The sequence below is a fragment of the Caballeronia sp. LZ035 genome (genome assembly GCF_031451175.1).
Taxonomy (GTDB): Bacteria; Pseudomonadota; Gammaproteobacteria; order Burkholderiales; family Burkholderiaceae; genus Caballeronia.
In genome coordinates this window covers 1,797,564-1,821,651 of sequence record NZ_JARUXS010000001.1, presented here as the reverse complement: position 1 = coordinate 1,821,651, position 24,088 = coordinate 1,797,564, and the positions used below count along the sequence as shown (strand labels likewise).

Here is a 24,088-nt window from a genome sequence, read left to right as displayed (position 1 = left end):
GCCTTCTCCTCAAAAGCGATAGCTCGAAGCGTAGTAGCTGAACGTCGGCGTTCCGCTCGAATTCGTTGCCACGCGATACAACGTCTGCGGCACAGCAATGTCAACATCGAAATTGCAGATGTACTGCGCACTTGCCGTGGCGCCTCCATAAATCGCCTGCTGCCCACTCATAGCTGCATCTCCGGCCAGAAGGGAAACTACGGCCGAAACGATTGTGGACGATGCGCCCATTTCGCCGCCGACGGACACGGCGTTTGGCGGAATCACCGCAGCCACATTCATCGCAGTGGCACTCGCAGCAGTGGTGGCAGTCGAGAGCAAGGTCGCTAGCGGGAAGCTCACTTTCCGGTCGCGTTGCATGCCGGGTTGGAGCTTGCCTGTCGGATCCGTCGCCCGCACGCTCACGAGCGCCGAAACGGTGTATCCGGAAGGCATGTTGGCGCCGCCATAGACGTTCGGAGCAGCCGCAGAAGTCGCATTGACAGCAAGGAGTGCGCTCGTAGCGGTCGTCGGGTTGTAAATCGCGTACAGCGCGACATACCCGCTCGTCGGCGACGTACCGGTGTCCATACCGCCCGCGCCGGTGTTCGCGAGGTTGATGGTCTTGTTGAAACTCGGCAGTTGATAAGTCTGTCCGTTCAGAGCACTCGCGACAATAATCTGATCCGCAGTCAACGTCGCGCTCGCGGAAACGCTTGACACGTTCATTGCGAGATTGCGAACCGAGCCTACAACAGGCGCGTACATCTTTTGCAGTGCGCTGTTGACTTGGCTGTAACTCGTCTTGCTGCGTGCGATCCCAGCAGCGGCAAGAATCGCGCACAGTTCCTCCTGAATCATGTTCAGCCACGATCCACGGACGTTCGTCGCGGGCGTGCCGGCGGTCGGGTTTCCTTCCGTGAAATAGCCTTCCGATCCGGCCGTTTCCGGCGTCGGCAGCGAGGGCGTGGCCGTTGCATCATCGATTCGAAACATGGTGCCTCTTATGCGTAAGCGAAGATTGGAATCGTGTGCGCCGGCATGATTGCGCGGAATTCACACTCGAGTACTTTGTTGCCCCATGCGGCGAGCGGGTCGCCAGCGGCCATCGCACCTGCGACAGCGCGCACCACGGTGTTCAGTGGCGCGGTGATCTTCCAGGCGAAGTTCCAGTCGTAGCCGCAGCACGGCTGGCCGGCCTTGAGCATGCCCGACCGCGCCTGCGTGTATTGAGTGATCGTGACCGTGTAACCAAGGCTGGCGGCGAACCCAATCAGGTACGGAATCGACGCCCCTCCAACGTTCGTGAGCCGCGCTACGACCTGCGCGCGTCGCTGCTGTATCGTTGGCGCAGCACCGGCGCACGGATCTGGAAGGCCGAGCGTCGCTTCCCACTCGGGCAGCAGTTCATACGTCGTCGCGGGGTACGCGTCGACCAGCAGATAGTTCGCGCGTGCCGTCTGACGCTCATAGCTCGGCGCGAGCCCAGCGATCACCTTCGCCTGAACTGTGTCCAGATCGCGAGGCCACACACGCCCGCGCGGCAGGAGCGCCTGCATCGCCGCCAAGAAATCAGCAGCCTTGAAGTTCGGTGCAAGCATGTCGCCTCACACGTAGATCACGCTTGCGAGGACCGGCAACTGGCCAGTTCCGCTCGTGATGTTGCCCGGATATGTCGTGGTCGTCGTTCCGACAACACCTTGGACGAGCGTAATGACGAAGCCGCTCGTGCCCGACACCGATGCAATCGCTGACTCGATGTCCGACCGGTTCACCGTCCCCGAGCGCGGATCGCCCTCGCGAAACAACACGTCGGCGATTGCAGCCGAGATCGCCGCGCGCGTCGCGGTCGTCGTGCTCGTCAAACCCGAGATCGTGAAGGTGAGGCTGTTCGGGACGGGACCGCACGAGTACACGAGGGCGGTCACAGGCTGCTCGTTGACGATGCTGTCTGCAACCACTAACTGATCGCCGGTGGCAACCGTGCCGCGCGGCGTTCCGCCTGGCCCTTTGTCGAACTGGGAACACCCATTCGTGCCCTGCGGAAAGCCGTTATTCGAGGCCTCCGCCACATCCCACATCGTGTACAGGACAACAGTCCCGCCGCCGAATCCATTCGGCGCCACCCATGCACGCGTGACGCCAGGGACGGCCAAAGCCCAGCCGATGTAGTCGTTGGCATCGCCGCCTTGCGGCGTGTTCTGGTATGCCGCGAGCATTCGGGTGCGCAACTGGTCGTTCGTCTCAATGTCCGCGCCCGATGCGACCGTGCCGGTGATCGTGCCGGACGACTGTAGACCCGGCACCGACGTGCCGAGAGCCGCGCTCGTGCCTGCTCCAGAATTCCCCGCTGAGCCCGCGACCGTCGCGACTATCGTGACGGTCAGCGATCCAATGCCGTCGACGGTCGCGGTCGACGCCGTCGTGTAGGTCGCGCCGTCGCTGCGCACGACCTGTGTCCCCGCGTTCAGCACGGTTCCAGTGACGCCAGAGAACGAGGCGCTCAGCTGCGCGGCGGTCGCGGCCTTCCGATACACCTTCTTCAGCGCTGCCCAGCCTTCGAGATACTCATCCTCTGCGGTGAACGGTACAGACTGTTTCGCGATCCAGTCGAGATAAGCCATGTGCATATTCGACATGCCGGCTTGCACCTTGCCGATGACCTTGAGCACGGTGAAGCGCAGCGTCGCGTCGGCACCCTGCAGCGCCGAGTTGATGTCTGCCGCGACCTCGCTGACTAGGGTAGAGAGCGTTTTTCTTGAGAATGGCATGTCAGGAGATCTGTTGCCATGCCCATGCGAACGTCAGAGCGACGCCGGGGCCGGCCGGTTGATAGAGCATGATCTGCGCGCCGAGAAACGTGTCGCGCGTCCATTCCGTCTGAACGTCCATGCTGGCCACTACGCCGTCATCAACGAGCCACTGCAGCGCCTCGGTGATGTAGTCGCGTGCGTTGTTCAGCACCTCCTGCGTCTGCTTCGAGCGATCGAGCAACCAAAGCCGCGAGCCGATCGGCGTGTCTTCGCCGACGTCGCCCCACCAGCCGCGCGGGTCGCCGGTGCCGTCCGGTATGAAGTCGTCGGAGTTGGCCACGCGATCCGTAAAGAGGCTCAGTAGCACCGCCGTCTGCAGATCGTTTCCGGTCTGAAGAAAGCCGCCGCTCGCCACGTTCGACACATATGCGCCGGACCACGAGAGCACCGCTCCGGTCGCCGCCGCGCTCGCCAGCGTCACAAGTCCGGTGCTGCTCAGCGTGTAGTCGGTCACCGTGACATCGGCGGTCGTTACCGGGATATACGCACCGCCGGCACCGTCCTCGTCCTCAGCGAAAGCGAGATAAACGATCGTGCCGACCGGAAGGTTCGTGTTATTGCCGTTTTTGAGATTGAAGTCCTGCCACGTGCGCGCGCTGGCGACGTTCGCCGTCGACGTGAGTTGAACCCATGCATCGAACACCGAGGTCGTTACGATCGAACCGGATTCGGTGTCGCCGTAGTCGTTGTTAAACCAGAGCCCGACGACGCCGGACTGACCGCTCGGCACATAGGCCCATATGCTGCCGGTGCGTTGTCCCGCGGGCGCGGTGTGCGTGCTGCGCGCGCCGAGATTGCTGTTATTGACGACGACAAGTTTATTAACCGCCGTTGCGGTCCCGTCAGGCGCCGCGATGTCCGTCGACTGTGTGACCGTGCCGATAAACGCGGTGCCGTTCGATGTCTGCCACGGCGCCACCGTCATGTTGGCACTCTGCCGGATGCGGTTCGTGCGCGGCGTCGGGTAGAGCAACTGATTGCCATGCCAGTCATTGCGATAGATCTGCGCTGAAACGACCGCGCTGATCGGCCCGGCTGTAGGTGCCAGCGCAAACTGCGTCGCTGCGCCGTCGCCGTATCCGAAAGCGACCGGCGTCGCGACGCTTATCTGCTGCCCGGCGATCGAAAAAGGCGAGAAGCCCCAATCACCGCGCCCGCTTGCCACATCCCACAAGATGGAGATGTCTGTCATGCATCACTCCAAGGTGGTCGGGATTCCCGTGTTGCTTGATCCGCTCTGAACGCCGCTGTGGACGTGCGCGTTCGCCACTGCACGCATGCCAGCCACCGTGCGCGTGTTCGTCTCGTAGTTGTCGATGATGTCGCCCTTGCATTTCAGCAGCGGCGTGTCGGCATCGATCTCCGGCGTGTTCGTGATGGTGACCGGCTTGCCGCCGCCATCCAGCACCATGCCGGCCTGCGACAGATAGACCTTCTGGCCGGTGTTGTCGTGCAACACGACCTCACCGCTCGCGAGCGCGGTCACGCGATACGTCGCATTCGACGTCGCGATCACGATGCCATTCGTGCGCTCGCCGTTACCGAAGACGACCAGCGCTTCGGAACCGATCGGCGGGTTCGACGAGAATCCATATTCGGCGTACCGCGGAATATCGCCGGCCGTCTCAAGCGCGTTGATGCGCGTCTGCATGTACTGCACGGTCCGCTTATCGTCGACGAATGAGATCACCGCGCGACTGACGAACAGCTGTATCCGCCGCGCGAGCCGGTTGAGTGCTTCATGCATAGTTTTCCCTATTCCGGCGCGATGTCCGGATCAATGCGCTGCAGAACCAGCGGCTCGGGCAGATATGCCTGACGCGGGGCGAGCAGCATCTCAGTGTGCGTGCCGTTCTCGTCGAGTATGAAAGTCGCCTCGACGATCAAGAGCAGCGTTTTCTCCGGAATCTTCAGCAGCGGCATCGTGACCGGCACCTGATAATTCAGATACCAGGGCGAGCCCTCCGCATCGAGCCAGCTATCGACCAACACGCGCACCTGACGAGACATGCCGTAAGCGCGCGCGATCTGCCAGTCGACGCGGCGCTGCAGGTACGTGCGATCGGCGGCCGGCTGCTCGGAAACGATGTACTTCGGCCGGTATCGCTTCACACCCTTGTCGTATGCGGTGTACTCCGGCAGCAGGTTCACACCGATGTCGGTCGCGTTGTTGTAGTTCGTCAGCACGCCCGAGACGCTGGAGAACCGACCCAGCGAACTTTTCACCGACGTCGCCGATTCGATGTTTTTGCCGAGTTCAAGCCCGGTAGATCCTAGATCGTCGCCGGCGAGCGCCAGGCACAAAGACCCGTCTTCGAGTTCGAATGCCAGCGTGCCGGTGTAGCGGCAGCAGCGCTCGATGATCTCCCACGGCGTCTCGGTGATCGACACCAACTGAAACGGGATCGTCGGAAGCTCGTCGATAACGGCCTGCAAGCCTGCCGTCACCACGACCCCGATCGGACCCACCGTGTCGTCGCCGAAATTCTTGACCAGATCCTGACACACCGAATCGATGCGGCTGTTCGCCAGAATGCGATCGAGCCGCGCGCCGCAGTCGATCAGATCCTGACACCGGCCGCGCCCTGTCGCACGGATCATGTGCTCGTGCGGCGTGATGATGTATTCGACCGTGTCGATATAGCCTGTCAGGAGCACATTGTCAGCGTCGATAGAGATCCGAATCGGCGCCCCGCCGATCATCGACGTCTCGTCGACCTCCGCGGGGAACCGCTCCGTCATTTCCAGCACGAATGACCCCGTGCAGCTTTCGATCGAGCGCGTCACGCGCGCGCCGGTCCAGCCGGTGATCGAGATCCCGCTTTCAGGCAGCGTAACGACAAGCGAATTCATCAGTACGTCGCCCCAAGTGCGAATTGGCTGGTGGAACCGGTCGAGCCGCGCTCTACCGTCGATTTCACGTTCGGCGTGCCCGAGACCTCTGCGCGCGACCCCTTCGGCAGATTGCCGAGTTCGACCTTTACGCGCAGCTCGCCGTCCTTTCGATCCGGCACCGTGTCTTGAGACTGCGCAGGCGCCGCGCCGGGGGCCGAATACAATCCGGCGATCCTGTCTGCCGTTTTCGCCCGAGCATCCGCTTCGGCGTCGGCGGCTGCCGGCCGCTCATACAATTTCGAGGCGATTCTCGCTGCATCCGCCGGCGATGCGGCCGATTGCATCAGCACCCCAGCCCTTCTCGACTGGCTGTCGCCTTGCGTAAGCTCCCGCATCACATACCCGAGTTGCTCGTCTAACGTCGACGTCTTGATCGAGTGTCCGGCCCACTTCTCAAAACCTGCCGCTCTATCTGGATGCCACTGCGCAACGCCGTAGGCTTGCCCGTTATCGCCCTCTGCGGATGGATCAATTCGGCTTTCATGCAAAAGCCCAGCGGTCATACCGATGGCGGCGTTCCGCGTCATGCCGTGCCGCTCGAAGTAATCGATCGCATATGGAACATTGGCGTTCGGCTCGGCCGCGACTTGCGCGTTCGTGCGCGCGCCGTTGCCGCGTATCCAGTTCCCGAACTGCTGCGCTTTCGTCATTCCTATTGAGACGTTGCTCTCGGTGCCTTGCGCCTTAAGCTCTGCATTCGTGCGCGCGCCGTCTCCAGTAAGAAAGTGTTCGACGCGCTCGACGCCTGCGTGGACAGAAAAATCCCGCAGTTCGATCTGCTTAACCATCTGTTCGACATTTCCGAGAAACGTCGTCAACGCAGGCGCCAGCGAGCCGAGAATCGTCGATTTCGTCTTATCGAACTGCAGATCGAGCCGCGACATCGCTTCGGCGTAGTCATTGGCGTGACGGATGTCGTCAGCGCTCGGTGCGAGCGCCACGCCGCGTGCATAGCGATCACGCACGCCGGCTTGGCCCTTGTTCAGCAGATCTTCGAGACCGTCGGCGCCGAGCGCCTCGAACAAACGATGACGCGCGAGCGGACCGCTTCGGCTGTTCACGCTTTCGCCCGCCTTAGCGATCTGTTCGATCAGCTTTTCGGAGCTGAATTGCCCGCTTTCGTCGCGTCCGCTGATGCCGTACGCCTGATAAATCATCCGCTTCTGCGGATCACGGCCCTGCGACGCTTCGTAGTAGCCGCGCGTCACGCCCTCGACAGACGACGACGCCTGCTCGGCGCTCAGTCCGACCGATTTCGCCGCGTTCTGGATGCCGAAAAGTTGCCGCGCATCGATGCCGAGCGTGAGCGACTTGTTGCTGACGCTGCGGACAGTGTTCGCCCATGTCGATTCGATCGATAGGATCTTCGACGTCACCAGCGCGACCGCGCCGACGACGCTCGCCATCAGGGCGCCACTCATCGCGCTCGCGCGCGTCGCACCCGTCACGAAGCTTTGTACCGCCGTCATGCGCTGCGACGAGCGCGATGTGCGCATCATCGCCTGGTCGATGGCGCGCAGGTTGCGATTCGCCGACCGAAAACCCGATCCGGTCCGGTCCAGCGCGGATATGACGATCTGAAGGTTATTTGCCATGAGCGCTGTACTATCTCTACTTCATCAAAAAGACAGAGAAAAATCGTGAGAAAACTAATCCTGGCGACTTGCCTCGCCGCAATAGCCGCAACTGCGTCAGCCAAACCAATCTATCAAGTCGCCGTGGACAAGGCGTTAGCGTGTCCGACCGGAAAACAAATCATCGATGTTGAGGAAACTCCGGACCTGCTAGACGTGTACAAATGTCGCTACCTCCCAAAGGGATTCAGGTTCCAGAGTTACACGCTTGATGATCGTGCCAACTTTGTTTCTGTTGAAGAAATTCCGGACGGCACTCTACGCGACGCCCCCGCCCTACTTCGGGTAAAGCGATCCGACATCAACCCAGTTATCGAGAATGGAGAAATCGCCCAATCGTCTTGCGAGTGGCCTAGACAGACCGTTATGGAACGATTGGTCGCAGGCAAAGACGGACAGATTTTTCTAAAAAAGACGCTGGTAACAATCAAGTGCCTTAACGGGAAATCTGTCCAGATTTACAAGCCCCTCAACTGATCAAGTGCTCAAAGCTCGAAACGACGTCGGGAAAAATGCCGGGTGAACCGGGTCAGCCTGAGACACCAACTCATCGGCGCGCGTCGCGTCGCGATAGATCCGATTCGCGAGCGTCAGCGCCGGCAGAGACGCCGAAAACGTGAACGTCCGGATCGACGGCAGGCCCGCGCCGCGCTGATTCAGGTCGGAAACCACCGCCGCGCGCAGCGTGCGCAGCGCCTCGTACGTCTCGTCAGCGCACTGGTCGCCGGCGAGATCCATCTCCGAATCGATCAGGTCGAGCACCTGGCCGCGCACGCGCGCCGCGTCGTCGCTCGACGTCGGCTGATAACTCGTCGCCGCCGTGGCGACCGCCGCGATCGTCGAGCGCCGGAACAGATCCGAGCACGCCGTCTGCATGTCCGACATTGCAGAGCCGATCGCCGACGCCGTCGTCACGCCGCTCGGCAGGAAACCCGCCAGCGACGTCAGCAGCCGAATCGAATCCGCCGGGTCGGTCGTCGCACCCAGAACTGCGGTCGTCATGCCCTGCACTGCGGCAGTGAAATCGTCGATCGTCGCCGCGTCGAGCGCCTGCGCCGCGGCGTTCAGCGTGTCGGCCGCCGTGCCGACATTCGCGCGCGAGATGGTCGCGGCGTTCGTCAGGCTGACAACCGTCGCGCCGCTCGTGTCGACCGAAGAGCTCGGGTATTTGCTGAACGTCGGCACGGTTGCGCTGCCCGAAAAGCGGCCGAAGTCGCCCGGCAGATTCGTGAGCAGCCGAAACAGGTTCCGCGCGTCGCCGACGATGTTCTTCGCGTAGGTGTACCAACCGACGGCCGTGTCGACCACCGCACCGAGCACGGCAGATCCGTATGCGATCGCGGTGAGCGCCGTGCTGGCGAAGTTCAGCGCCGCGGCCAGATTCAAACCCTGAGCCGCCGCTGCGACGACGCTTTCGCTCGCGACCGAAGCCGCCGGGAAAACGCGCGGGCCGCCCTCGATGAACTCGAACTCGAATTCGAAGTAACGGCCCTTTTCCCACCGCTCAATGCTGCGAAAGTCCATCAGGCTGACTTCGCGGCGCCCGAAAGTCGGATGGACAAGCGCGCCCGTGCCTGGCGCCTCGCACGCAGCGATCATGACATCGCGCTGCGCGATCACGTCGTCACCGACCACGAAACCGAACACGCGAAAGCGCCGTGTTCCGCGCCCGATGTCTTCGACCCACGGCGTATCACGCAGCGGGTATTCGTGCAGCTCGTTCCGGCGTCCGAACCCGCCTTCGCCACCGAGCGAGACGAACGGCACGCCTCGGAAGGATGCCGGCCGCAGCTCGTCGAAATACGAGCCGGCCGAACCGCCCAGCCGCGCCGCTAACGAGCTCGCCAGATTGGAGATGCCCGAGGTGGTGCCGAGCACTGCGCCTGCGCCGCCTCCGATGTTCATGCTTTTGCCCCAATCTGTTGTTTCATGCGCTTGGCGTGTTCAAGCCAGCGCAATGTCTCGGAAAACGTCATGCCGTCGACGTCGGACGGTCCCCAGCGCATGAAATGCGTCAGGTCGGCGATCGCCTCATCCCAGCCTTCAGGCATGGCCGTGATGGCGGCAATCAGTCGTCCGAGTCCGCTGTCCGCCGAAGCTGAAAACCGTTGAAATACGCGCACGCGGCCATAAAATCCCGCGCCGTCATCGCGCGCACAGCGTTTTTCGGCACATTCGAGATCAGGCTGATGAGCGCGATGCTCGATGCGAACGAGCCGCCGGCAGCCGCCGCCTTGCGCTTCTGCTGGTTCGTCGGCTCAGACAGATTCAGAGAGGCGACATTCAGCGGACTATCGTCTGCCGTCAGCTTCACCGGCACTTGAAGAACGAGTTGAAACTCGTCCTCGCTCGCCTTCGTGCTGCTGATCGCTTCTTTTCCGAACGATCCGATGAAATCGGCCGCCTCGTCGATCTGGCTGGTGTACATCTGATCGATGACGTCGACCGGAACGCCGCTCAGCAGCGCGATCAGAGCGATCTGAAGTCCGTACACGCCCGCGGCTTTTTCGGCCTTCTCATACTCGCCGGCCGTCGGCTCGCGTAGCGCGATCGAATCGACGGTCTTGGCCTGGTCGCCCTTGCCGTAACTGAGCGGCTTGCGTAGCTGAATGGTTTTCGTGTCGCTCATCGATTACTGCTCCGTGACCGCGCCCTGCAACCCTTCCCACTTGACCGTGCCCTTCGCCTCGGTCGTGTCGACCTCCTGCGCCTCGACGGTCCACATGTTCCGGCCGATGATCGTCTTGCCGTTCGCGAGTTCGAGCACAATCGTGTTGTTGCGCATCGCGTTCAGCGCCGCCCAGCTCAGGCCGCCCGAGTCACGAATCGATGCCGAGATCGACGGCGCCTTCGGTTTTTCGCTGAAACCATGCACGGTGTCTTGCCCCGCGAGCGACTCGCGCGTCACGCTGCCGACGTCGTACTTGAGCTCGCCGTCGAGCTGGTAATTCACGCCGTCGACCGTGATATACGCGGTCCCGGCGATGAAATTCGTATTGTTCGCCATCGTTGGCTCTCCACAAATGAAAAAGCCGCCCGGTCAGGGCGGCACACAGCGTTGGCGAACTCTTACGTCTGGCTGGTCGACAGACGGAACTGCGCGAGCAGGGCGAAGATCCGCAGCTGATTGATCAGGGTTCCCGGCCAGAGAACATCGACACGGTTCGGGTTCTGTGCGTTCTGTTCCACGACGATCGCCTGCGCGAATTTGTCGCTTCCCTGCACATAACCCTCGTACTCCATCGCCTGATACTCGGCGATCTGATCCGCCTTGATGATGTTCGGCGTCACGATGCCAGCGCCCGGCCCGAATCGGGTTCCGTTCGCGGCGAGCTTCACGCGCGCATATTTCGACGTCACCAGCGTGCGCAGCCGGCGCAGCACGTACGCGAGCAGGAACATCGTCTCGATCTCGAGATAGCTGTTGTCCGGCTGGCCGAATGCGTTGAGCTGGTAGGTCGTGATCAGGTTTTCGATCGCGACCGTGCCGTCTTGCGCCACCGTGAAGGTCGAGATTCCGTCATAGAGCAGCGTGTTGCGCTGGCTCAGATTGAATCGCGACTGCAGCGGGGGCGCCATGATTCCGGTCAGCGCGACCGTCTGCATCGGGATGCCCGGATCGGCGCGCACGCTGACTGCGGTCACGGCGGCAATCGCGGCGGCCCATTGCCAGGCCGGCGTCGGCGAGTCGTTGAAGCCCATCACCGTCTCGTGCTGATTGTTCCGCGATGTGCCGAACGTCGTCAGGCCGCCCCAGGTGCTCCGGTACGCGGTGAACACGTGACCGTAGACCTGCTGCTGCCAGCTCCAGCGACCCGTCGAGTCATTCAGAAACGCCTTCAGCGCATCGAGCGACGCCGCATCGGTGAACGCGCACGCGATGAAGTCGAAAGGCATGTCCTGCAGGTTGCCGAGCGCCGTCGTGAGCGTCGGGTTCGTCGCGCCGCTTGCCATCGGGGTGATCGTCGCAGCCAGCCCGGTCGGCAGTACTTCGCCAGCCGTCGCGCCCTGATAGTTGAAGCGCACGTCGATGTCGTTGCCGACGAGGCCCTTGTTGTCAGCCGTGAGCGTGACCGTGCTCGTCGACACCGATGCCGTGACGGGCATGGCCGGGATCAGGTTGATCGCCGCGGCGACTGCCGTCGCGACCTGAGCCGTCGTCATGCTGGACGTCACGATGACCGTGACCAGTTGGCCGGCGATGTAGAGCGAGATCGTGCCGTTCGCGGTCGGAGCCGACGTGAAGGCGATCGTACCCGTCGCGGCCACGGCGCCGCCGGCGTCTTGTACCGGCAGATACCAGAGTTCGCCGAACTGGTCATTCGCGCGATACGCCGACGTCATCAGAGCGAGCACCGAATTGATGCCCGCCTGCAGGTTTGCATCGCCCGTGCCCGCGGAGATCAGCGGAACGTTCGGCGTCGCGACGCCGGCCGACGTCATCGGGCCGATCAGCAGCGCGCGCTGGTTCGCCACCGCCGAATTCGCATGCGAATTGTCGATCTCGGCATAGAACAGCGGAACGCGGATGTTCTGCGGGATCTGCTTGAAAGGAATCGTCATTCTGCGGCACTCCCCGACTGCTTCGGTGCGGGCGATGCCGCGTTATCCGCGCGAACGACGTCACCGTCATTGAGCACGCGGGTCCAGAAGATGTCGCCATCCGGCACTTCGATGCCTTCGGGCGGCAGCTGCTGCTTCGTGACCGGATGCCGCACTACGAGGCCCGGTGCAGGTTTGACGATCATTCGTCGCTCCTATTGAGGAAATTGAACGGTTACAGCGCCTTCCGCGCGGCCGTCGGGACCCTGCGTGCGCGGGGCCGGCGTAACAGCATCGGGAAATGGCGGATTCGGATACGTGCCATTCAGGTCGGCGACGTTGGTCAGATCTGCAGTCAGGTCCATCTGCAGCAATTGCGTGTCGATGTCGGGAACGAACGTTTCCATGATCTCGATTCCCAGAAGGATCGAGAGCCCGGCCACGTGCGGCGCTCCCTCGGCGGTTACATCGGTTTCGGTGTCGCAGAACGCGAATTTCTGAACAATCCGCCGAAGCGGAATGCTTTTGAAAATCGCCGCCTCGATCTGGGCGCCGATCGTCTCGACCGCAAGCAACGCAGCCGGACCGGAATTCGCCTGGAGTTCGGCTTTGATCTCGAACGCGGCGATCGTCGTGAAAGACGTCTGCCCGTTGCGACCGTTCGACTCCTTGCGCTCCTTCGCCTGCCGCAGCTTGATCGCCGGCAACTTCGGCGCCGGCACGCTCCAGTCGCCCGGCGAATACACCGTGACTCCTGGGATCGTCTGCAAGATCGACAGCAGCACAGCGCGAAGCCCAGCGCGGCCAGTTTGATCAGGCATCGGTTTGTCCCGGAACGTTGAGCATCAGCCGGCCGCCGCCGTGGCCGTCGAGATGAACCTCGCACACCTGCCACTGCTCGCCGGTTTTGTTGATCACGAGCATGTCGTATTGCTGCGGCTCGATGCCGGCCATCCGGAACTGAGACTCCTGAATGCCGACCGTCGGCTGATACGTGACGACCGTCGAGCCAGTGACAGGATCGACGCCGAAAAACGCCTTGTCGTAAGCACCGATGATCTGGAATGACCCGCCGACGCCCGGCATATACGTGATCGCCGTGCCGAACTTCGCCATCAGCGGCCCGAGAATCTTCGCGTCGACAATGTCATCCCAGTCCATGCTTCACTCCGATTCGCTGATCGAGACCTGGCCGCCGGTGATCTGCGCACCTTCAAGCCTGACTTCCTCGACCTTCTCGGGGACCAGGAAGCCGAGCTTGCGCAGCCGCACAACCTCAGACTCAGGGAGACGAACCGTCTGCCCGGACGTCTTAATGACCGGCTCTTCGTTCGGCTTGACCTGATCGTGCAGCGTGCGATTGCGAGCGACGACGGCGTCGACCATCTTTTCGTTGGTAGCCATAGTCACCCTTTACGCGACGGTCGCTGCGAGCGACGCGTTCACGCGGCTCGGGATGATGATCGGGGCCGATTGCATCATCATGAAGCGCTGCGCCGGGTCTTCAATCGTCCACGTCTTCGGTGCGAACGGCAGCGAAGCGTAGTTGAATTGCGGATCGATGATCATGCCGAAAGCACGCGTCCCATCGAGGTCCGGACCGGTCATGATCAGCGAGCCATCCGGCAGCATCGGCTGCTCGACGTTGTTCTCGTCGACATACCAGTCGTTGTACAGCCAGAGGTTGTACTGCCCCCACACGCCCTTGGACACAGCGCCTCGCTGAATCTGCGGGCCGATGTTCACGACGTTGCCGTTCTGTCCGAGCGACGGGTAATAGATCGCGCCCTTGAGCAGCGGATCCAGCTTGAAACCGTTCCATGCCTTCGGCGTGAAGATGATGTCCGTGACGCCTGCGCCCGACGACTTCAATACTTGCGTCTGCCACGCTTCGATGTTCGCGGTCGGATTCGCCGTGCCTGCGGTGATGTTCGCCGCGGTCCACTGCGCGCCACCGGTGAGGGCGATCGTCAGCGAGCCGTCGCGGCCGAAGTCGATCACGGTCGTCGGGAAGCCTTCGCCCGAAACGGTCAGCGTGCCGGTGACGAGCACCTGCGCGGCCATCCATTCGAGACGGCGCGTCAGCATGTCGATCTGATCTTCGATCTCGAACGCGATGTTTTGCGCTTCACGCTCTTCCGGCGCCATGTCGCCGCCGATGCGTTCGCCGATCATGCGGCGAACCGGCTTGCGCAGGTCGGGAGCGCGCTTGTCCTTGATGTAGGGCGGCTTGAACGTGTTCGCCTGGTAGCGGCGGCTCTCGACGAGCTTGCCTTCGACCAGCGGCGAGCAGAACGGCGACATCCGGCGCTTGCCGACGTCGACGTCGATTGCGACGAACTCCGTGTCGGACATGATCATGTTCGGGAAGAACCGGTCCAACATCCAGCTTTGTGCTGTTTTCAGATTGCGAACGACCTTGATCAGGGCGATCGTGTCGTAATTCAGATTTCCGGGCATTGCTCTCTCTCCGAGTGTGTGGCCCAAATGAAAAGCCCCGCATCAGCGGGGCTCTTTACATCAGTTCAGTTGAGGTTTAGCTCGGGTCCGCAGCCGTGACCGAGGACTTGAGATGAATGCCGAGCGGGCGAAGCGCATCCTGCGCGGCCGTTGCGGTGATACCCGTGCCGAGCGTCACCGCGTTGACGTTGAATTCGCCTTCGAGATACACGCCTGCAACGACGTCGCCGCCGCTGCCATCCGCGTAATCAGCGAGGATCGCCGTCGGCGACTGGCTGCCGTCGGACGAGGCCGAAAGCGCGACCGTGAACTTGCCGCTCGCCGTGATCTTGCCGAGCACCGTGCCGCGCACATACGGGCCGCCGGTGATCGTGACGTTGCGGGTGACGAGTTGCTTCGGACCGGCGATCAGTTGATCGGGAACGAAGGTCTGTGCGGATGCCGACGGGACTTGGGGATTTTCCCCGACCGTGGTAGGAGTCAAAGCCATCTGAATTTCTCCAGGTTTGGGGAAGGGTTATTTTTCGCCGCGGCGGCTCTTGCTCGCCGCGAGGATGAGGTCAGCCGCATCGGGTTCCGCGGCTGCAGGAGCGGAATTGCCGGGATTAGCCGGACGAGCATTCGCCATGTTTTCGTACAGCGAGGCACGGCGCGACGCGGCAGGCGCTTCCTGCACTGCTGCGGAAGAGGGGCGCTCATCAGCATCGATCGACAATGCACTGATCGCCTCGGCGACCGACATCTTCGTGTCGAATGCGAAGACGCAAGCTTGCTTCACGCGACCGATCTTGAAGCCTTCGGCCACGATCGCCGCGCACCGCGCGCGCTCGCGTTGACGTGCGCCCTTAGCGCGGCCGGCGCGCTTGCCTTCTTCCTTGTCGTCTTTCTCGTCCGCTTCAGCGTCGGCATCGTCGGAGTCGTCGTCCGCGCGGCTGGCCTTGTCCTTCTCTTCCTGCTCAGCCTTTTTCGCTTCTTCGTCCTTGTCCTTCTCTTCCATGCGCTTCGCGTACTCGTCGTCCGACTCGTCATCGCGCTTCTTGCGATCCTCGTCTTCTTCCGCGCGGGCCGCCGCGCTCGGCGCGACTGCAGCGGTGCTCGGCAGCCCGAGCAAATGGGCGAACGGCATCGCGCTCGCGATCTTCGAGAGCTTCATTGTTTAGCTTCCCTTGTGTGAAATTAAGACCGGATCGACTTGATCAGGGCTCGAAACGCGGCATCAGGCGCCGCCACTTCATCCGCGAGTCCGAGCGCGACACCTGCCGCGCCCATGAACGTCCCGGCCTTCGTACCTCGCACCGTGGCGGCAGAGATATTCCGATTGCGAGCGACTGTCTCGACGAACAGCTCGCCCATTGTGTTGATGTCCGCTTGAAAACGCGCGTGCGCGTCGTCAGAGAGCGGGATTTCCGAATGCCCGTCGGCCTTGTAATCGCCGTAGGTGATGAATGTCACCTTCGCGCCGGCCTTCGTGAGCGCTTCGGACAGGTCGACGTGCGCGCAGATGACTCCGATGCTGCCGACGCCGCCCGTGCGCGGCACGATGATCCGGTCTGCGGCGCTCGCCAGCGCGTAAGCCGCGCTGTAGGCCGACTCGTTCAGCACCGACCACATAGGCTTGACGCCGCGCGCGCTGTGAATCAGGTCGACTAGGTCAAAGCAACCCGCTACCTCGCCGCCGGGGGAGTCGATGTCGAAGGCGATCGCATCGACGTCCGGATCATCCAGGGCCATCAGCAGGTTCTGCCGCAGGCCGTCATAGCCTGTCATGCCGCTGTACGGTGTGAGCGAGCCGAGTTTCTGCACCAGCGTGCCCTGCACCTCGATGACCGCCACGCCACCGACGTTGTCATACCCGCCGCGCGGGTTGTTTCCCGGCTCGGCGAATCCGTATGCGTTGTCGTCCATCGCCATCGGCGCGACCGAGGAGCCGTCGAGATGCACCATGCTGCCGATGCCCAGACGATCCGCGAGCGCCGCGACGACGATCTCAGCCTTTCGCGGATGAATCGCGACGGGCGTATTGAATAGCCTCGTCGCGAGCCGCGGGAGTAGGTTGTTCATTGCGCTGCCGGTTCCTTTGTAACCTCTTCCGCCGTTGCTTCAGCCTGAAGCGTCGAAGGAAGGGGGATGCCGCGATCTTTGAAATATGCGATCTCGATGGCGCGCTGGTCGATGTTGTCGCGCCAGTCGTTTCCGGAAAGCTGCGCCGACTCGTCTTCGAGCGTCGAAAGACCTGATTCGATGCCCAGCGCCGCGCCTTGGCGCTCCTTCAGCGGATCGACATAGCCGCGGCCCGGACCAATCCACCACGCCCGCGTGTATGCCGCGCGCGCCCGCATGAATTCCGGGGCGCCGGCCGGCAGCGGAAGCTCGCCGAGATCCATTGCCTCTTCCGCGATCGCGCACAGAATCGGCTGACCGAATCCGCGTCCGAAGTCGCTGCGGCGCCGGTCGAACGTCTTCCACGCCTCGAGCGCCGCCGCCCGGTAGGAGCTGTAATTGACGTCCGCCCAGTTCTGGGTGATCTGCTGAGCAGACATGCCCGTACCGGCCGCGACGTTGCGCAGCATCGCATTCTCGAACTCGGCGAAGTTGCCGGCCGGGCGCGACGCTGAAACCGTGTTGATCTGCTCCCCAGGGAACAGGATCGGCAGCCGCGCGCCGCCGAGACGCAAATCTGTGTTGTCGTGAAAGTCGATGCGGGCGTCTTGATACCCATTGACGGTTTTAGCATCGACGTCTTCGCCGTCGCCGAGCGCCTCGGTCACGAGTTGCTTGTCGAACGGGCTCGTCACGTACGCGCCGAAGATAGCGTTGATGATCGCCGCGTCGAGCTCGGTGCCGTCGTACTTGATCAGCATCTTCAAACGCTGGAGCACCGGCGTCAGGATGCCCGCGCCGCCGCGGTGCTGGCTTGCGCGATCGAAGTCGTAGTCATGCACGACGACCGGACGACCCCATTCGGTTTCGGCCGCAATACGCTCCCACGACACCTGCTTGTTGCCGCTGAACCAGTCGCCCTGATGCGCCTTCCGAATGTGATAGGCGACCGGAGCGCCGTATTCATCGACTTCGACGCCGCCACGCATCGTCAGGTTGTCGAAATTCTGCTGCGGGTTCGACAGCCGGTCGGGATCGATCAGTTGCAGCACTGTCGAGAAATGCGCGCCGCGGGGCAGGCGTTCGGGCATCCATTGCAGGATCGCGAGTGCGTCGCCGTCGACGATCTTGTGACGGAATGCCAGGCGCATCATTTGCGGCACGGTCAGCTTGCGCTGCGCGTCGCAAAAATGCGCCGGGTCTTCCGCCCAGGTGCGCCATCCAGCCTCAAGCGCGCGGCCGAATTCGTCAGCCCACTTGTGATCGAATGCTTTGATTCCGGTCTGCGCGGCGAGCGCGCGATAGTCCGGCTTCGAGATCGGCCGGAAGTCGGCACCGATGACGTTGTCGAGCGTGCGCGTAACTGCCGCGCTCGCCCATCCGTCATTTCGAACCAGATCGCGCACGCGCGAAACGATGCGGTCACGGAACGGGTTGAGCTCACCATCCGGCGACCACAGGACCGGATTCCAGTCCCGCATATGCTGGCCGGACATGTCCGCCGCATCGAATGCGCTGGTGCCACCATACCCTGTGTAACTGCCATTCAGCGCGAGCGCACGGCCCTTGCGCTCCGGCAACGGCTTCCCGTCCGGACCAAGTAGCTGTACGGTCGATTCCATGCTTTTTTTACCGGGTGAAGGTGATTCGGTTTGCCCTGCGCGGTGCGACCACGATGCCGAGCTGCGCCTGTAGCTGCTGGATCACCGCGACAAGCTGCGCGAGGTTCGCGCGCGTGTAGGTCACGGATCGCGTGCCGTCGCCTTGCGTGTATGAAGCGGACTCGATCTGACCGCCAGACGTCAGCGCGAGGTATGTCTGCTGCGCGGCCAGGAGCGACGCGCGCAGCGCGACCGGATCCATTCCCGCCAGCAGACTCGTGCTCGGGTCAAAACATCGCAAAATGATTCTCCTGTTCAGCCGGCGATACGCCGAAAACGAGATTTCTTCTCGGGCGTTGCCTGCCTGATGATCGGGCCGTCGGGGCGCGTGGGGCGCGCTCCAGCCGCTCCAGTCAGCACGTCGAGCTCGACCGCCTCCTTCTCTTCCGGGGCAGGGGGAACGAGATCGCTCGGGTCTTCCTGCACGGCTTCGACGCGGCGGTTCAGCTTCAGGCCCATGTGGATCAGGCCGCACAGCGCCGCGTACCCGTACACCCGAATGTCGAGCGCCTCGTTCGCGCGGCCCGGCGGAAGTTCCCACACACGGAACTTCACGCCGTTCGCGAACTTCGTCACCGATCGCTCGGCGATGAGCTGCGCAAAGTAGCCGATGTCTCGATCGCTGGGGAAGTGCATGTAACCAGCCGGATAAATCAGTTGGCCGTCGCTGTCTTCCGGGTCGCGCCGCAAGCGGTCGCGGATCACGTCTTTCGCGGCATTCACGCCGATGATGATTGGCCGGAACGTCGCTTTCGTCTTCGAAGACGGTCGCTTCGTCGGCCACACCGGCGAGCGCGCGCCGCCGCGCGCCGATTCGCCCTTCACTGCCCAAATGCGGCGCCCGAGCCGCGCCTTCGCGAACTCGTACACCTTCTGCGTATGGTGGCCGCCAGAGTCGATACAGGCCGCCGTTACTGAGAATCCGCGGCCATCCGCCCGGCGCCACACCCGTTTGAGGTATGCGTCGACGCGCGCCCAGAGTTCAGCGCTTTCCGGATCACCCTCGATGACCGCATGGTCGATCGACCAGCTTTCCTCGTTGCGGCCCCAGCCGATCGTCTCGAGTTCGACGCGGTCGTCCTGCACGTCGCCGCCCACCGTGAGCAGGCCGACGCCGTCAGGCACTTCCGCATCCCAGACTTCCGTGCGCGCCGCGAGACGAACCTCGCTCAGCGCGCGGTCGCCGCGGTCTTCGTACGGCTCGCCGAGCACCAGATTGATGAAGGTCTGCCGCGCGAGCGGGTCATCCTTCACTCGAAGCCATTCGGTGACGAGATTCGCCCAGCAGGCATTCGGGAAGAGGCTGTACCCCGCCCATATATGGAAGCCCGCATGACCCTTGAACGGCTTCGACGCGCGCCACTCGCCGCGCGCGACCATATCCGGCTTGTCGACCTCGTTGATGACGCAGCCGTTATGCCGGCACACGTAATAGACGCTGCCCGGTATCCCTTCGCCGTTCTCGTCCTTATCCCACTTCATCCCGTGAGGGGTTTCGGGACCGCCCCATTCGAGCACCTGATACTCACCGCAGTGCGGACAGGGCACGTAGTAATAGCGCTGGTCGCTCTGCAGGAAGCTTTTTTCGATCCGGCTGTAACCCTTCACCGTCGGCGTCGAGCCCAGCACGATCTTCCGGTTCCAGAACGTCTCCGACCGCTTCGTGCCGAGCGCGATCTGGTCGCCTTCATTGCCGGCGCCGTCGACCGGATAGGCGTCGACCTCGTCGAACATGACCACGCGCGAGGTGATCCGCCGGAAGCCCGCAGGGCTGTTCGCGCCGACAAGCGTCAGGCTCGACCCGTTGCGGAACACTTTCGCCAGGATCGTCTGATCGCTGTTCTTCGCCTTCTGATCGCCAGCAATAGCGGCCAGAACCGGCGTGTCGCGCAGCATCGGCGCGATTTCTGTCTTTGAATAGCTCTCCGCATCCTCGACGCGCGGCTGCACGACGAGGACTGGCGAAGGATCCTGGTGGATGAAGAACCCGACCGCGTGGTCCATCAGCTTGGTATAGCCGACACGCGCCGACTTCATGACGCTGAGCGTCTCGACAGTCGGGTCGGTTACTGCATCCAGCATGCCCCTCTGATACCCGAACGCCCGAAAGCGGCCGGTCTGAGCACTCGTTTCACGCGAAAGCACGGCATAACGCTCGGCCCACTCGCTCAGCGACAGCTTCGGCGGCGGCGTCAGGTTCTGACGCAATGCCGCCACGAGCGCCGTGTGCAGCGCAACAAAGCCGCGCTCATACCGCCTGTTTGGGGTTTCCTGCTCCATCGCGTGTGAGTTCTTCGAGTGCTTCCGTTATGACCTCCTGCAAGATGTCCTGCACTTCGGAAGGCGTCTTGCATCGATGGAGCCGCGGCGCCTGCTCTGCCGGGATCGACAAGAGGCGTGTTCTGACCTTGGCGTACTCGCTGCCGACAGCCTTCGCGACCTCTGCCACGTCGACGACTAGCCCCGAGTCGCGGTCATATTCGAGCTGAGCCTTCAGCCCGATGTAGTTTTCCTTGAAGCGCCGCGCTTCATCGAAGCTGAGCAGATCGACGGCGCCCGTCAGAATCTTGTCGGCGACCTCGGCCGCGCTTTCATCCGCGCCGAGCGTTACCTCACTGGCCGCTTCGGTAACAGTTTTGCGCTTGTTACCTTTTTCCATCGGGGTAACAGGATCGGCCGCAGCCGGCAGTCCGTCGCGCCGATATTTTTTCAGCAGCGCATTCGACGCTTCGACATCAACCTCATTGCCCGCGAACACAATCCAGCCGCGCTCCTTCCACTTCGTCACGGTTTTCCTGCTGACGCCGTGGAGAGTCGCGAAGTCGCTCTGGTTCATGCCGCGCTGTTACCTGAATTCAAAAATTTTGTGGCTAGAAAAAGGTCGCGCGCGCGCAGTGCCCGTGTTGAAAAGAGGGCGCTCGGAGGACCCGGCAACATTTACCCATCACCATCCGAGAGTCGGCCAGGAATACCCTCTCCGCCAGCCCATTTCGCGCCCTTCTTGATGTTGTCTACCGCCCAGAGCGGCTGCAAGTTGCTCAAAGCCCAGCACGCCCTTACCTCTCCTTCGTCCATCAGATTGAACGAGGACTGCGGTCGGATGTGATCGATGTGAATCGCACCCTTCGCAAAGAGACGCCAACTCATCCCGTCAACGAACAGTCGCTCCAAATGAGTCGCAGCTTCCTCGGCGGTGTATCCACACACACGCTCGACTACGTTGCTAGTCCCTCTGCGGTTTATCGCAGCGCGGAGAAGATCATCCAATCTAGGGAATAACCGCGCCTTCTTCTTCAACTGGCGGCGCAGTCGCTCTTTGATAGCGAAACGCGGATCGCCGTGATACCGACGCCTGTACTTCACAGCACTGCTGCGATAGACGCGCACATGCGAGTCATGCAGCAAGGCGCGCCCAGCGCGAGAAACAATCTCCCAAGCTGCAGCGTTCGCTTTCGCAATGCGTCTCAGGGCTGCGATCTCGCTCGCTACCTTGCGAGGAACGTACTCTGCCTGCGTCTCACCTTTCCGCCGCCGATACTCTGCACGCTGTTCGGGCGTCTTTCGACCGCCTTTCGTTGCCGGATTAGCAAGCCAACATGCCTTGCACGCCGGACGACGCGTCCCTCTCCTCTTGTCCATGTAGAAGTCATGGACGGACTTATGGCTCCCGCATCGATTACACATGATGTGTTCGAGCGGTTCGATTGCCATAACGCCAGAAAGGATTGAATTACTTAGCCGTCGCCAATGCCTTCGCGAATGCCGCAGCGAACTCAGCGCGATACGTTGCCGCGACCACTTCGCGCCCACGCTTTCCGAAGTCGAGGTGTTGCCTGACTGGCTGCGCGTCACCGAAGCGGATCAGCAGCTTGAGATGCCCCGACTTGTTGACGCCGCGCATGCCGACGCCACGCTTACCGCTGCGCTTCACGGCTTTCACATCGACCGGCCGCTGCCAGACACCGCCGATCGACTCGCCGCTCTTCGTCTTGATCGACCCGACGAAGATGTCGCTTCGTCCTTCGAGCCGCTTCAATACAGCGCGGTTGAAGTTGCCGTACTGGTTGAGCAGCGCCATGTCCTTCGGGTTGAGCCACGTCTTGCCCGACCCGATCAGCTTGTGCGTGCCGCCGAATTCGTACGGCTCAAGGTATGAAGCGGCGATGTCCTTCACGAACACCAGCGCTTCCTGCGTGTTCTTTCGCGCTGCCTTGATGCCGATCGAGTTGACCGTGAACGGGGTCGGCCGATCGAACACCTGCGGGAGCGCTGCTTTTTCTGCCGCTTGAACGCGCTTGGCGACCGCCGTCAGCGCCTGGGCAGACGCGAACGGCAGTTGCTTTCGCTCGAAGTCGTTGAGCCGGCGCGTCAGCGCGGCGAGATCCGCCTGAACGCTGATGCGAACCGGCGCGGCCATTACTCGGCGCCTTGCTTGACCTGCGGATGGTTCTTCAGATCCGCGATGCGCTTCACCAGGCGGTGAAACTCGTGCATGGCCGAATTGCCGATCATCAGCACCAGAGCTTCGATTTCAGCGAGGATCAGGAGCGGATGCTCGTCTTCCGCGTCTTCGTCATCCGAAGCGGCGGGCGTCACAGCCGGTGCGACCGGGATCGGGTTGACTGCGCTGCCTGCGCCGCCGTCGGCATCAGCAGCCGTGGCGACAGGCACCGTGTCTGCCGATACACCAGTCTGCGAAGCCTGAGCGTCGACGTTCGGTGCGACCGGCGTCGGGTTCAGATCAGCCGAGCCAGCGCCGCCGGGATCGGCTTGAGCGTTCGTCACCACCGGCGCCGGTGCGTCGACGGGTTGCGCGTCGGAGCTCGTCGGCGTAACGGCAGTGTTTCCCGCGTCACCCGACGCGGCCGTGCCATCGCCCGGAACGTCCGAGACGCTCGACACCGGCGTATCGGTCGTCGGGATGACGGTCGCAGGCGTGGTCGGGTCGTTCGAAACGTCAGTGGAGGTCACATCCGACGACACGTCCGAAGTCGTTGCATCGGCGGAGGTGCTCGGCGAATCGACGGCCGGCGGGACATCGGCAGATGTCGATGCCGCAGAGTCGGTAACGGCTGCCGAAGTATCCGCTGCCGGAGCAGTGTCGGCACCCACGTTTGGGACGACAGCCGGGTCAGCCGTCGATACCGTAGACGGATCGATAGAACTCGGCGCGGCTTCCGGTTGCGTATCTGCGCTCGATTCGGAGCTCACATCCGGCGCGGCTGTCACATTGAGCGAGCCAGCGACAGCCGCATCCGCGTTTCCCGCGTCAGCGGGTTGCGATTCCGAAGCCGCAGGCGCGGCAGATGTCGTATCTGAACCATCGCCTTGTCCGACCGCCGCACTTTCTGCTACGGTCGATTCCGCGTTTCCCGCGTCAACGGCCGTATCCGAGGTAGTCGCAGACGCATCCGGGGCCACGGCATCCGGGACACCGTTTCCCACATCAGCGCCAACGGCAGGAGCATCGCCAGCCGCTTGGACGCCAGCGTCGGCAGCGGCTGCAGCGTTTCCCGAGTCAGCCACGGCGGCCGTATCCGGCGCAACGGCTGCAGAGCTGTCGCTCGCCTGCGCGTCCGACGAGGCACCACCAGCAGCGTTTCCCACCAGGGAATTCGCGCTCGGGTCGAGAGTCGCGCCACCGGCGACGAGGGTATCGACCTCATCTGCCGTGATCACGTGCGACGCATCCTGTGCGTCGTCGCTGCCGAAGATCACCTTCGTCAGCGGATTGAAATAGAGAGTGCTCATTCTTGCAGCTCCAAAAAGAGAACGCCCCGACAACATGTCGAGGCGTCGAACGGGCAATTGCTGCCCCTGAGGAGACACAGCGCGAATACGTAACGAAAGCGGCCGCGTAGTCGCAACCCTTCACTTTCACGGCTGGCGACTCACTATCAGGGAGACTTCCGCCCGTTTTACTGCGCCGCTGTCCGGTCGAGCCGGCCCAGTCTTACGCGGATCATTGAGGCCATGCTCGTCTGTGACGGGAGTGAATCGCCAT

27 protein-coding genes are annotated in these 24,088 nt (G+C 62.6%); 1 reads left to right on the top strand and 26 read right to left on the bottom strand.

The window, feature by feature from the left end:
• Positions 1 to 9 precede the first annotated feature (9 nt).
• From QCE88_RS08695 to QCE88_RS08665, 7 genes are read right to left on the bottom strand one after another with little or no spacing between them, the layout of a single operon-like run.
• Positions 10 to 975, bottom strand: a complete 966-nt coding sequence (locus QCE88_RS08695) for a hypothetical protein (protein WP_309900990.1) — start codon at positions 973 to 975, stop codon at positions 10 to 12.
• 8 nt (positions 976 to 983) lie between these two features.
• Entirely contained in the window at positions 984 to 1,580 is a 597-nt protein-coding gene (locus QCE88_RS08690; RefSeq protein ID WP_309900988.1) for a putative phage tail protein, read from the bottom strand.
• 6 nt (positions 1,581 to 1,586) lie between these two features.
• Complete coding sequence (locus QCE88_RS08685) at positions 1,587 to 2,750, bottom strand: baseplate J/gp47 family protein (RefSeq protein WP_309900986.1); 1,164 nt, start codon at positions 2,748 to 2,750, stop codon at positions 1,587 to 1,589.
• Between the two features lies 1 nt (position 2,751).
• Positions 2,752 to 3,984 (bottom strand): phage GP46 family protein, encoded by a 1,233-nt coding sequence (locus QCE88_RS08680; protein WP_309900984.1) that lies wholly within the window; start codon positions 3,982 to 3,984, stop codon positions 2,752 to 2,754.
• A 3-nt stretch (positions 3,985 to 3,987) separates the two neighbouring features.
• Positions 3,988 to 4,539 (bottom strand): phage baseplate assembly protein V, encoded by a 552-nt coding sequence (locus QCE88_RS08675; protein WP_309900982.1) that lies wholly within the window; start codon positions 4,537 to 4,539, stop codon positions 3,988 to 3,990.
• Between the two features lie 8 nt (positions 4,540 to 4,547).
• Entirely contained in the window at positions 4,548 to 5,645 is a 1,098-nt protein-coding gene (locus tag QCE88_RS08670) for a phage baseplate assembly protein (RefSeq protein ID WP_409018066.1), read from the bottom strand.
• A complete protein-coding gene (locus QCE88_RS08665; RefSeq protein ID WP_309900978.1) occupies positions 5,645 to 7,186 on the bottom strand; it encodes a phage tail tip lysozyme in 1,542 nt (513 codons plus the stop codon). The genes QCE88_RS08670 and QCE88_RS08665 overlap by 1 nt, the downstream gene beginning before the upstream one ends.
• Before the next feature lie 141 nt (positions 7,187 to 7,327).
• On the opposite strand from QCE88_RS08665, the gene QCE88_RS08660 reads away from it, so the two are divergent.
• Entirely contained in the window at positions 7,328 to 7,798 is a 471-nt protein-coding gene (locus QCE88_RS08660) for a hypothetical protein (protein ID WP_309900976.1), read from the top strand.
• Here QCE88_RS08660 and QCE88_RS08655 read toward each other — a convergent pair whose 3' ends face one another.
• From QCE88_RS08655 to QCE88_RS08565, 19 genes are all read right to left on the bottom strand, one after another.
• Positions 7,799 to 9,226, bottom strand: coding sequence for a DNA circularization N-terminal domain-containing protein (locus QCE88_RS08655; protein WP_309900974.1), 1,428 nt, complete (start codon positions 9,224 to 9,226; stop codon positions 7,799 to 7,801). It abuts the gene before it with no gap.
• Positions 9,223 to 9,372, bottom strand: a complete 150-nt coding sequence (locus QCE88_RS08650; protein ID WP_309900972.1) for a hypothetical protein — start codon at positions 9,370 to 9,372, stop codon at positions 9,223 to 9,225. The genes QCE88_RS08655 and QCE88_RS08650 overlap by 4 nt, the downstream gene beginning before the upstream one ends.
• A 17-nt stretch (positions 9,373 to 9,389) precedes the next feature.
• Positions 9,390 to 9,950, bottom strand: coding sequence for a phage tail assembly protein (locus QCE88_RS08645; protein WP_309900970.1), 561 nt, complete (start codon positions 9,948 to 9,950; stop codon positions 9,390 to 9,392).
• Between the two features lie 3 nt (positions 9,951 to 9,953).
• Positions 9,954 to 10,328, bottom strand: coding sequence for a phage tail tube protein (locus tag QCE88_RS08640; protein ID WP_309900968.1), 375 nt, complete (start codon positions 10,326 to 10,328; stop codon positions 9,954 to 9,956).
• A 62-nt stretch (positions 10,329 to 10,390) separates the two neighbouring features.
• Positions 10,391 to 11,884 carry a phage tail sheath subtilisin-like domain-containing protein gene (locus QCE88_RS08635; RefSeq protein WP_309900966.1) on the bottom strand — a complete coding sequence of 498 codons (1,494 nt, stop codon included), beginning with the start codon at positions 11,882 to 11,884 and terminating at the stop codon, positions 10,391 to 10,393.
• Positions 11,881 to 12,069 carry a DUF2635 domain-containing protein gene (locus QCE88_RS08630; protein WP_309900964.1) on the bottom strand — a complete coding sequence of 63 codons (189 nt, stop codon included), beginning with the start codon at positions 12,067 to 12,069 and terminating at the stop codon, positions 11,881 to 11,883. Before QCE88_RS08630 ends, QCE88_RS08635 begins: the two co-directional genes overlap by 4 nt.
• 9 nt (positions 12,070 to 12,078) lie before the next feature.
• Positions 12,079 to 12,684, bottom strand: coding sequence for a hypothetical protein (locus QCE88_RS08625; RefSeq protein ID WP_309900962.1), 606 nt, complete (start codon positions 12,682 to 12,684; stop codon positions 12,079 to 12,081).
• Positions 12,677 to 13,024 carry a hypothetical protein gene (locus tag QCE88_RS08620; protein ID WP_309900960.1) on the bottom strand — a complete coding sequence of 116 codons (348 nt, stop codon included), beginning with the start codon at positions 13,022 to 13,024 and terminating at the stop codon, positions 12,677 to 12,679. The genes QCE88_RS08625 and QCE88_RS08620 overlap by 8 nt, the downstream gene beginning before the upstream one ends.
• 3 nt (positions 13,025 to 13,027) lie before the next feature.
• The gene (locus tag QCE88_RS08615) at positions 13,028 to 13,267 is read right to left on the bottom strand and encodes a hypothetical protein (RefSeq protein ID WP_309900958.1); all 240 of its coding nucleotides are present in this window, start codon (positions 13,265 to 13,267) and stop codon (positions 13,028 to 13,030) included.
• Positions 13,268 to 13,276: 9 nt separating this feature from the next.
• A complete protein-coding gene (locus QCE88_RS08610) occupies positions 13,277 to 14,323 on the bottom strand; it encodes a major capsid protein (protein WP_309900956.1) in 1,047 nt (348 codons plus the stop codon).
• Between the two features lie 76 nt (positions 14,324 to 14,399).
• Positions 14,400 to 14,813 carry a head decoration protein gene (locus QCE88_RS08605; protein WP_309900954.1) on the bottom strand — a complete coding sequence of 138 codons (414 nt, stop codon included), beginning with the start codon at positions 14,811 to 14,813 and terminating at the stop codon, positions 14,400 to 14,402.
• A gap of 27 nt (positions 14,814 to 14,840) precedes the next feature.
• Complete coding sequence (locus QCE88_RS08600; RefSeq protein ID WP_309900952.1) at positions 14,841 to 15,434, bottom strand: hypothetical protein; 594 nt, start codon at positions 15,432 to 15,434, stop codon at positions 14,841 to 14,843.
• 65 nt (positions 15,435 to 15,499) lie between these two features.
• Positions 15,500 to 16,384 (bottom strand): S49 family peptidase, encoded by an 885-nt coding sequence (locus tag QCE88_RS08595; RefSeq protein WP_409018064.1) that lies wholly within the window; start codon positions 16,382 to 16,384, stop codon positions 15,500 to 15,502.
• Positions 16,381 to 18,045, bottom strand: coding sequence for a phage portal protein (locus tag QCE88_RS08590; protein WP_309900947.1), 1,665 nt, complete (start codon positions 18,043 to 18,045; stop codon positions 16,381 to 16,383). Before QCE88_RS08590 ends, QCE88_RS08595 begins: the two co-directional genes overlap by 4 nt.
• A gap of 7 nt (positions 18,046 to 18,052) precedes the next feature.
• Entirely contained in the window at positions 18,053 to 18,286 is a 234-nt protein-coding gene (gpW, locus tag QCE88_RS08585; RefSeq protein WP_309900945.1) for a gpW family head-tail joining protein, read from the bottom strand.
• A gap of 53 nt (positions 18,287 to 18,339) precedes the next feature.
• Positions 18,340 to 20,364, bottom strand: coding sequence for a phage terminase large subunit family protein (locus QCE88_RS08580; protein ID WP_309900943.1), 2,025 nt, complete (start codon positions 20,362 to 20,364; stop codon positions 18,340 to 18,342).
• Positions 20,333 to 20,920, bottom strand: coding sequence for a hypothetical protein (locus tag QCE88_RS08575; protein WP_309900941.1), 588 nt, complete (start codon positions 20,918 to 20,920; stop codon positions 20,333 to 20,335). Before QCE88_RS08575 ends, QCE88_RS08580 begins: the two co-directional genes overlap by 32 nt.
• An 894-nt stretch (positions 20,921 to 21,814) precedes the next feature.
• The gene (locus QCE88_RS08570; RefSeq protein WP_309900939.1) at positions 21,815 to 22,501 is read right to left on the bottom strand and encodes a hypothetical protein; all 687 of its coding nucleotides are present in this window, start codon (positions 22,499 to 22,501) and stop codon (positions 21,815 to 21,817) included.
• Complete coding sequence (locus tag QCE88_RS08565) at positions 22,501 to 23,892, bottom strand: hypothetical protein (RefSeq protein ID WP_309900937.1); 1,392 nt, start codon at positions 23,890 to 23,892, stop codon at positions 22,501 to 22,503. The genes QCE88_RS08570 and QCE88_RS08565 overlap by 1 nt, the downstream gene beginning before the upstream one ends.
• Positions 23,893 to 24,088: the final 196 nt, after the last annotated feature.

Coding starts and splice junctions, on each gene's coding strand:
- QCE88_RS08690 (WP_309900988.1), bottom strand. CDS start 1,580: ATGCTTGCACCGAACTTCAAGGCTGCTGATTTCTTGGCGGCGATGCAG.
- QCE88_RS08650 (WP_309900972.1), bottom strand. CDS start 9,372: ATGCCTGAAGGCTGGGATGAGGCGATCGCCGACCTGACGCATTTCATG.
- QCE88_RS08590 (WP_309900947.1), bottom strand. CDS start 18,045: ATGGAATCGACCGTACAGCTACTTGGTCCGGACGGGAAGCCGTTGCCG.
- QCE88_RS08695 (WP_309900990.1), bottom strand. CDS start 975: ATGTTTCGAATCGATGATGCAACGGCCACGCCCTCGCTGCCGACGCCG.
- QCE88_RS08640 (WP_309900968.1), bottom strand. CDS start 10,328: ATGGCGAACAATACGAATTTCATCGCCGGGACCGCGTATATCACGGTC.
- QCE88_RS08635 (WP_309900966.1), bottom strand. CDS start 11,884: ATGACGATTCCTTTCAAGCAGATCCCGCAGAACATCCGCGTTCCGCTG.
- QCE88_RS08580 (WP_309900943.1), bottom strand. CDS start 20,364: ATGGAGCAGGAAACCCCAAACAGGCGGTATGAGCGCGGCTTTGTTGCG.
- gpW (WP_309900945.1), bottom strand. CDS start 18,286: ATGGATCCGGTCGCGCTGCGCGCGTCGCTCCTGGCCGCGCAGCAGACA.
- QCE88_RS08645 (WP_309900970.1), bottom strand. CDS start 9,950: ATGAGCGACACGAAAACCATTCAGCTACGCAAGCCGCTCAGTTACGGC.
- QCE88_RS08605 (WP_309900954.1), bottom strand. CDS start 14,813: ATGGCTTTGACTCCTACCACGGTCGGGGAAAATCCCCAAGTCCCGTCG.
- QCE88_RS08630 (WP_309900964.1), bottom strand. CDS start 12,069: ATGATCGTCAAACCTGCACCGGGCCTCGTAGTGCGGCATCCGGTCACG.
- QCE88_RS08575 (WP_309900941.1), bottom strand. CDS start 20,920: ATGAACCAGAGCGACTTCGCGACTCTCCACGGCGTCAGCAGGAAAACC.
- QCE88_RS08685 (WP_309900986.1), bottom strand. CDS start 2,750: ATGCCATTCTCAAGAAAAACGCTCTCTACCCTAGTCAGCGAGGTCGCG.
- QCE88_RS08670 (WP_409018066.1), bottom strand. CDS start 5,645: ATGAATTCGCTTGTCGTTACGCTGCCTGAAAGCGGGATCTCGATCACC.
- QCE88_RS08680 (WP_309900984.1), bottom strand. CDS start 3,984: ATGACAGACATCTCCATCTTGTGGGATGTGGCAAGCGGGCGCGGTGAT.
- QCE88_RS08625 (WP_309900962.1), bottom strand. CDS start 12,684: ATGCCTGATCAAACTGGCCGCGCTGGGCTTCGCGCTGTGCTGCTGTCG.
- QCE88_RS08675 (WP_309900982.1), bottom strand. CDS start 4,539: ATGCATGAAGCACTCAACCGGCTCGCGCGGCGGATACAGCTGTTCGTC.
- QCE88_RS08655 (WP_309900974.1), bottom strand. CDS start 9,226: ATGAACATCGGAGGCGGCGCAGGCGCAGTGCTCGGCACCACCTCGGGC.
- QCE88_RS08620 (WP_309900960.1), bottom strand. CDS start 13,024: ATGGACTGGGATGACATTGTCGACGCGAAGATTCTCGGGCCGCTGATG.
- QCE88_RS08665 (WP_309900978.1), bottom strand. CDS start 7,186: ATGATGCGCACATCGCGCTCGTCGCAGCGCATGACGGCGGTACAAAGC.
- QCE88_RS08610 (WP_309900956.1), bottom strand. CDS start 14,323: ATGCCCGGAAATCTGAATTACGACACGATCGCCCTGATCAAGGTCGTT.
- QCE88_RS08595 (WP_409018064.1), bottom strand. CDS start 16,384: ATGAACAACCTACTCCCGCGGCTCGCGACGAGGCTATTCAATACGCCC.
- QCE88_RS08570 (WP_309900939.1), bottom strand. CDS start 22,501: ATGGCCGCGCCGGTTCGCATCAGCGTTCAGGCGGATCTCGCCGCGCTG.
- QCE88_RS08615 (WP_309900958.1), bottom strand. CDS start 13,267: ATGGCTACCAACGAAAAGATGGTCGACGCCGTCGTCGCTCGCAATCGC.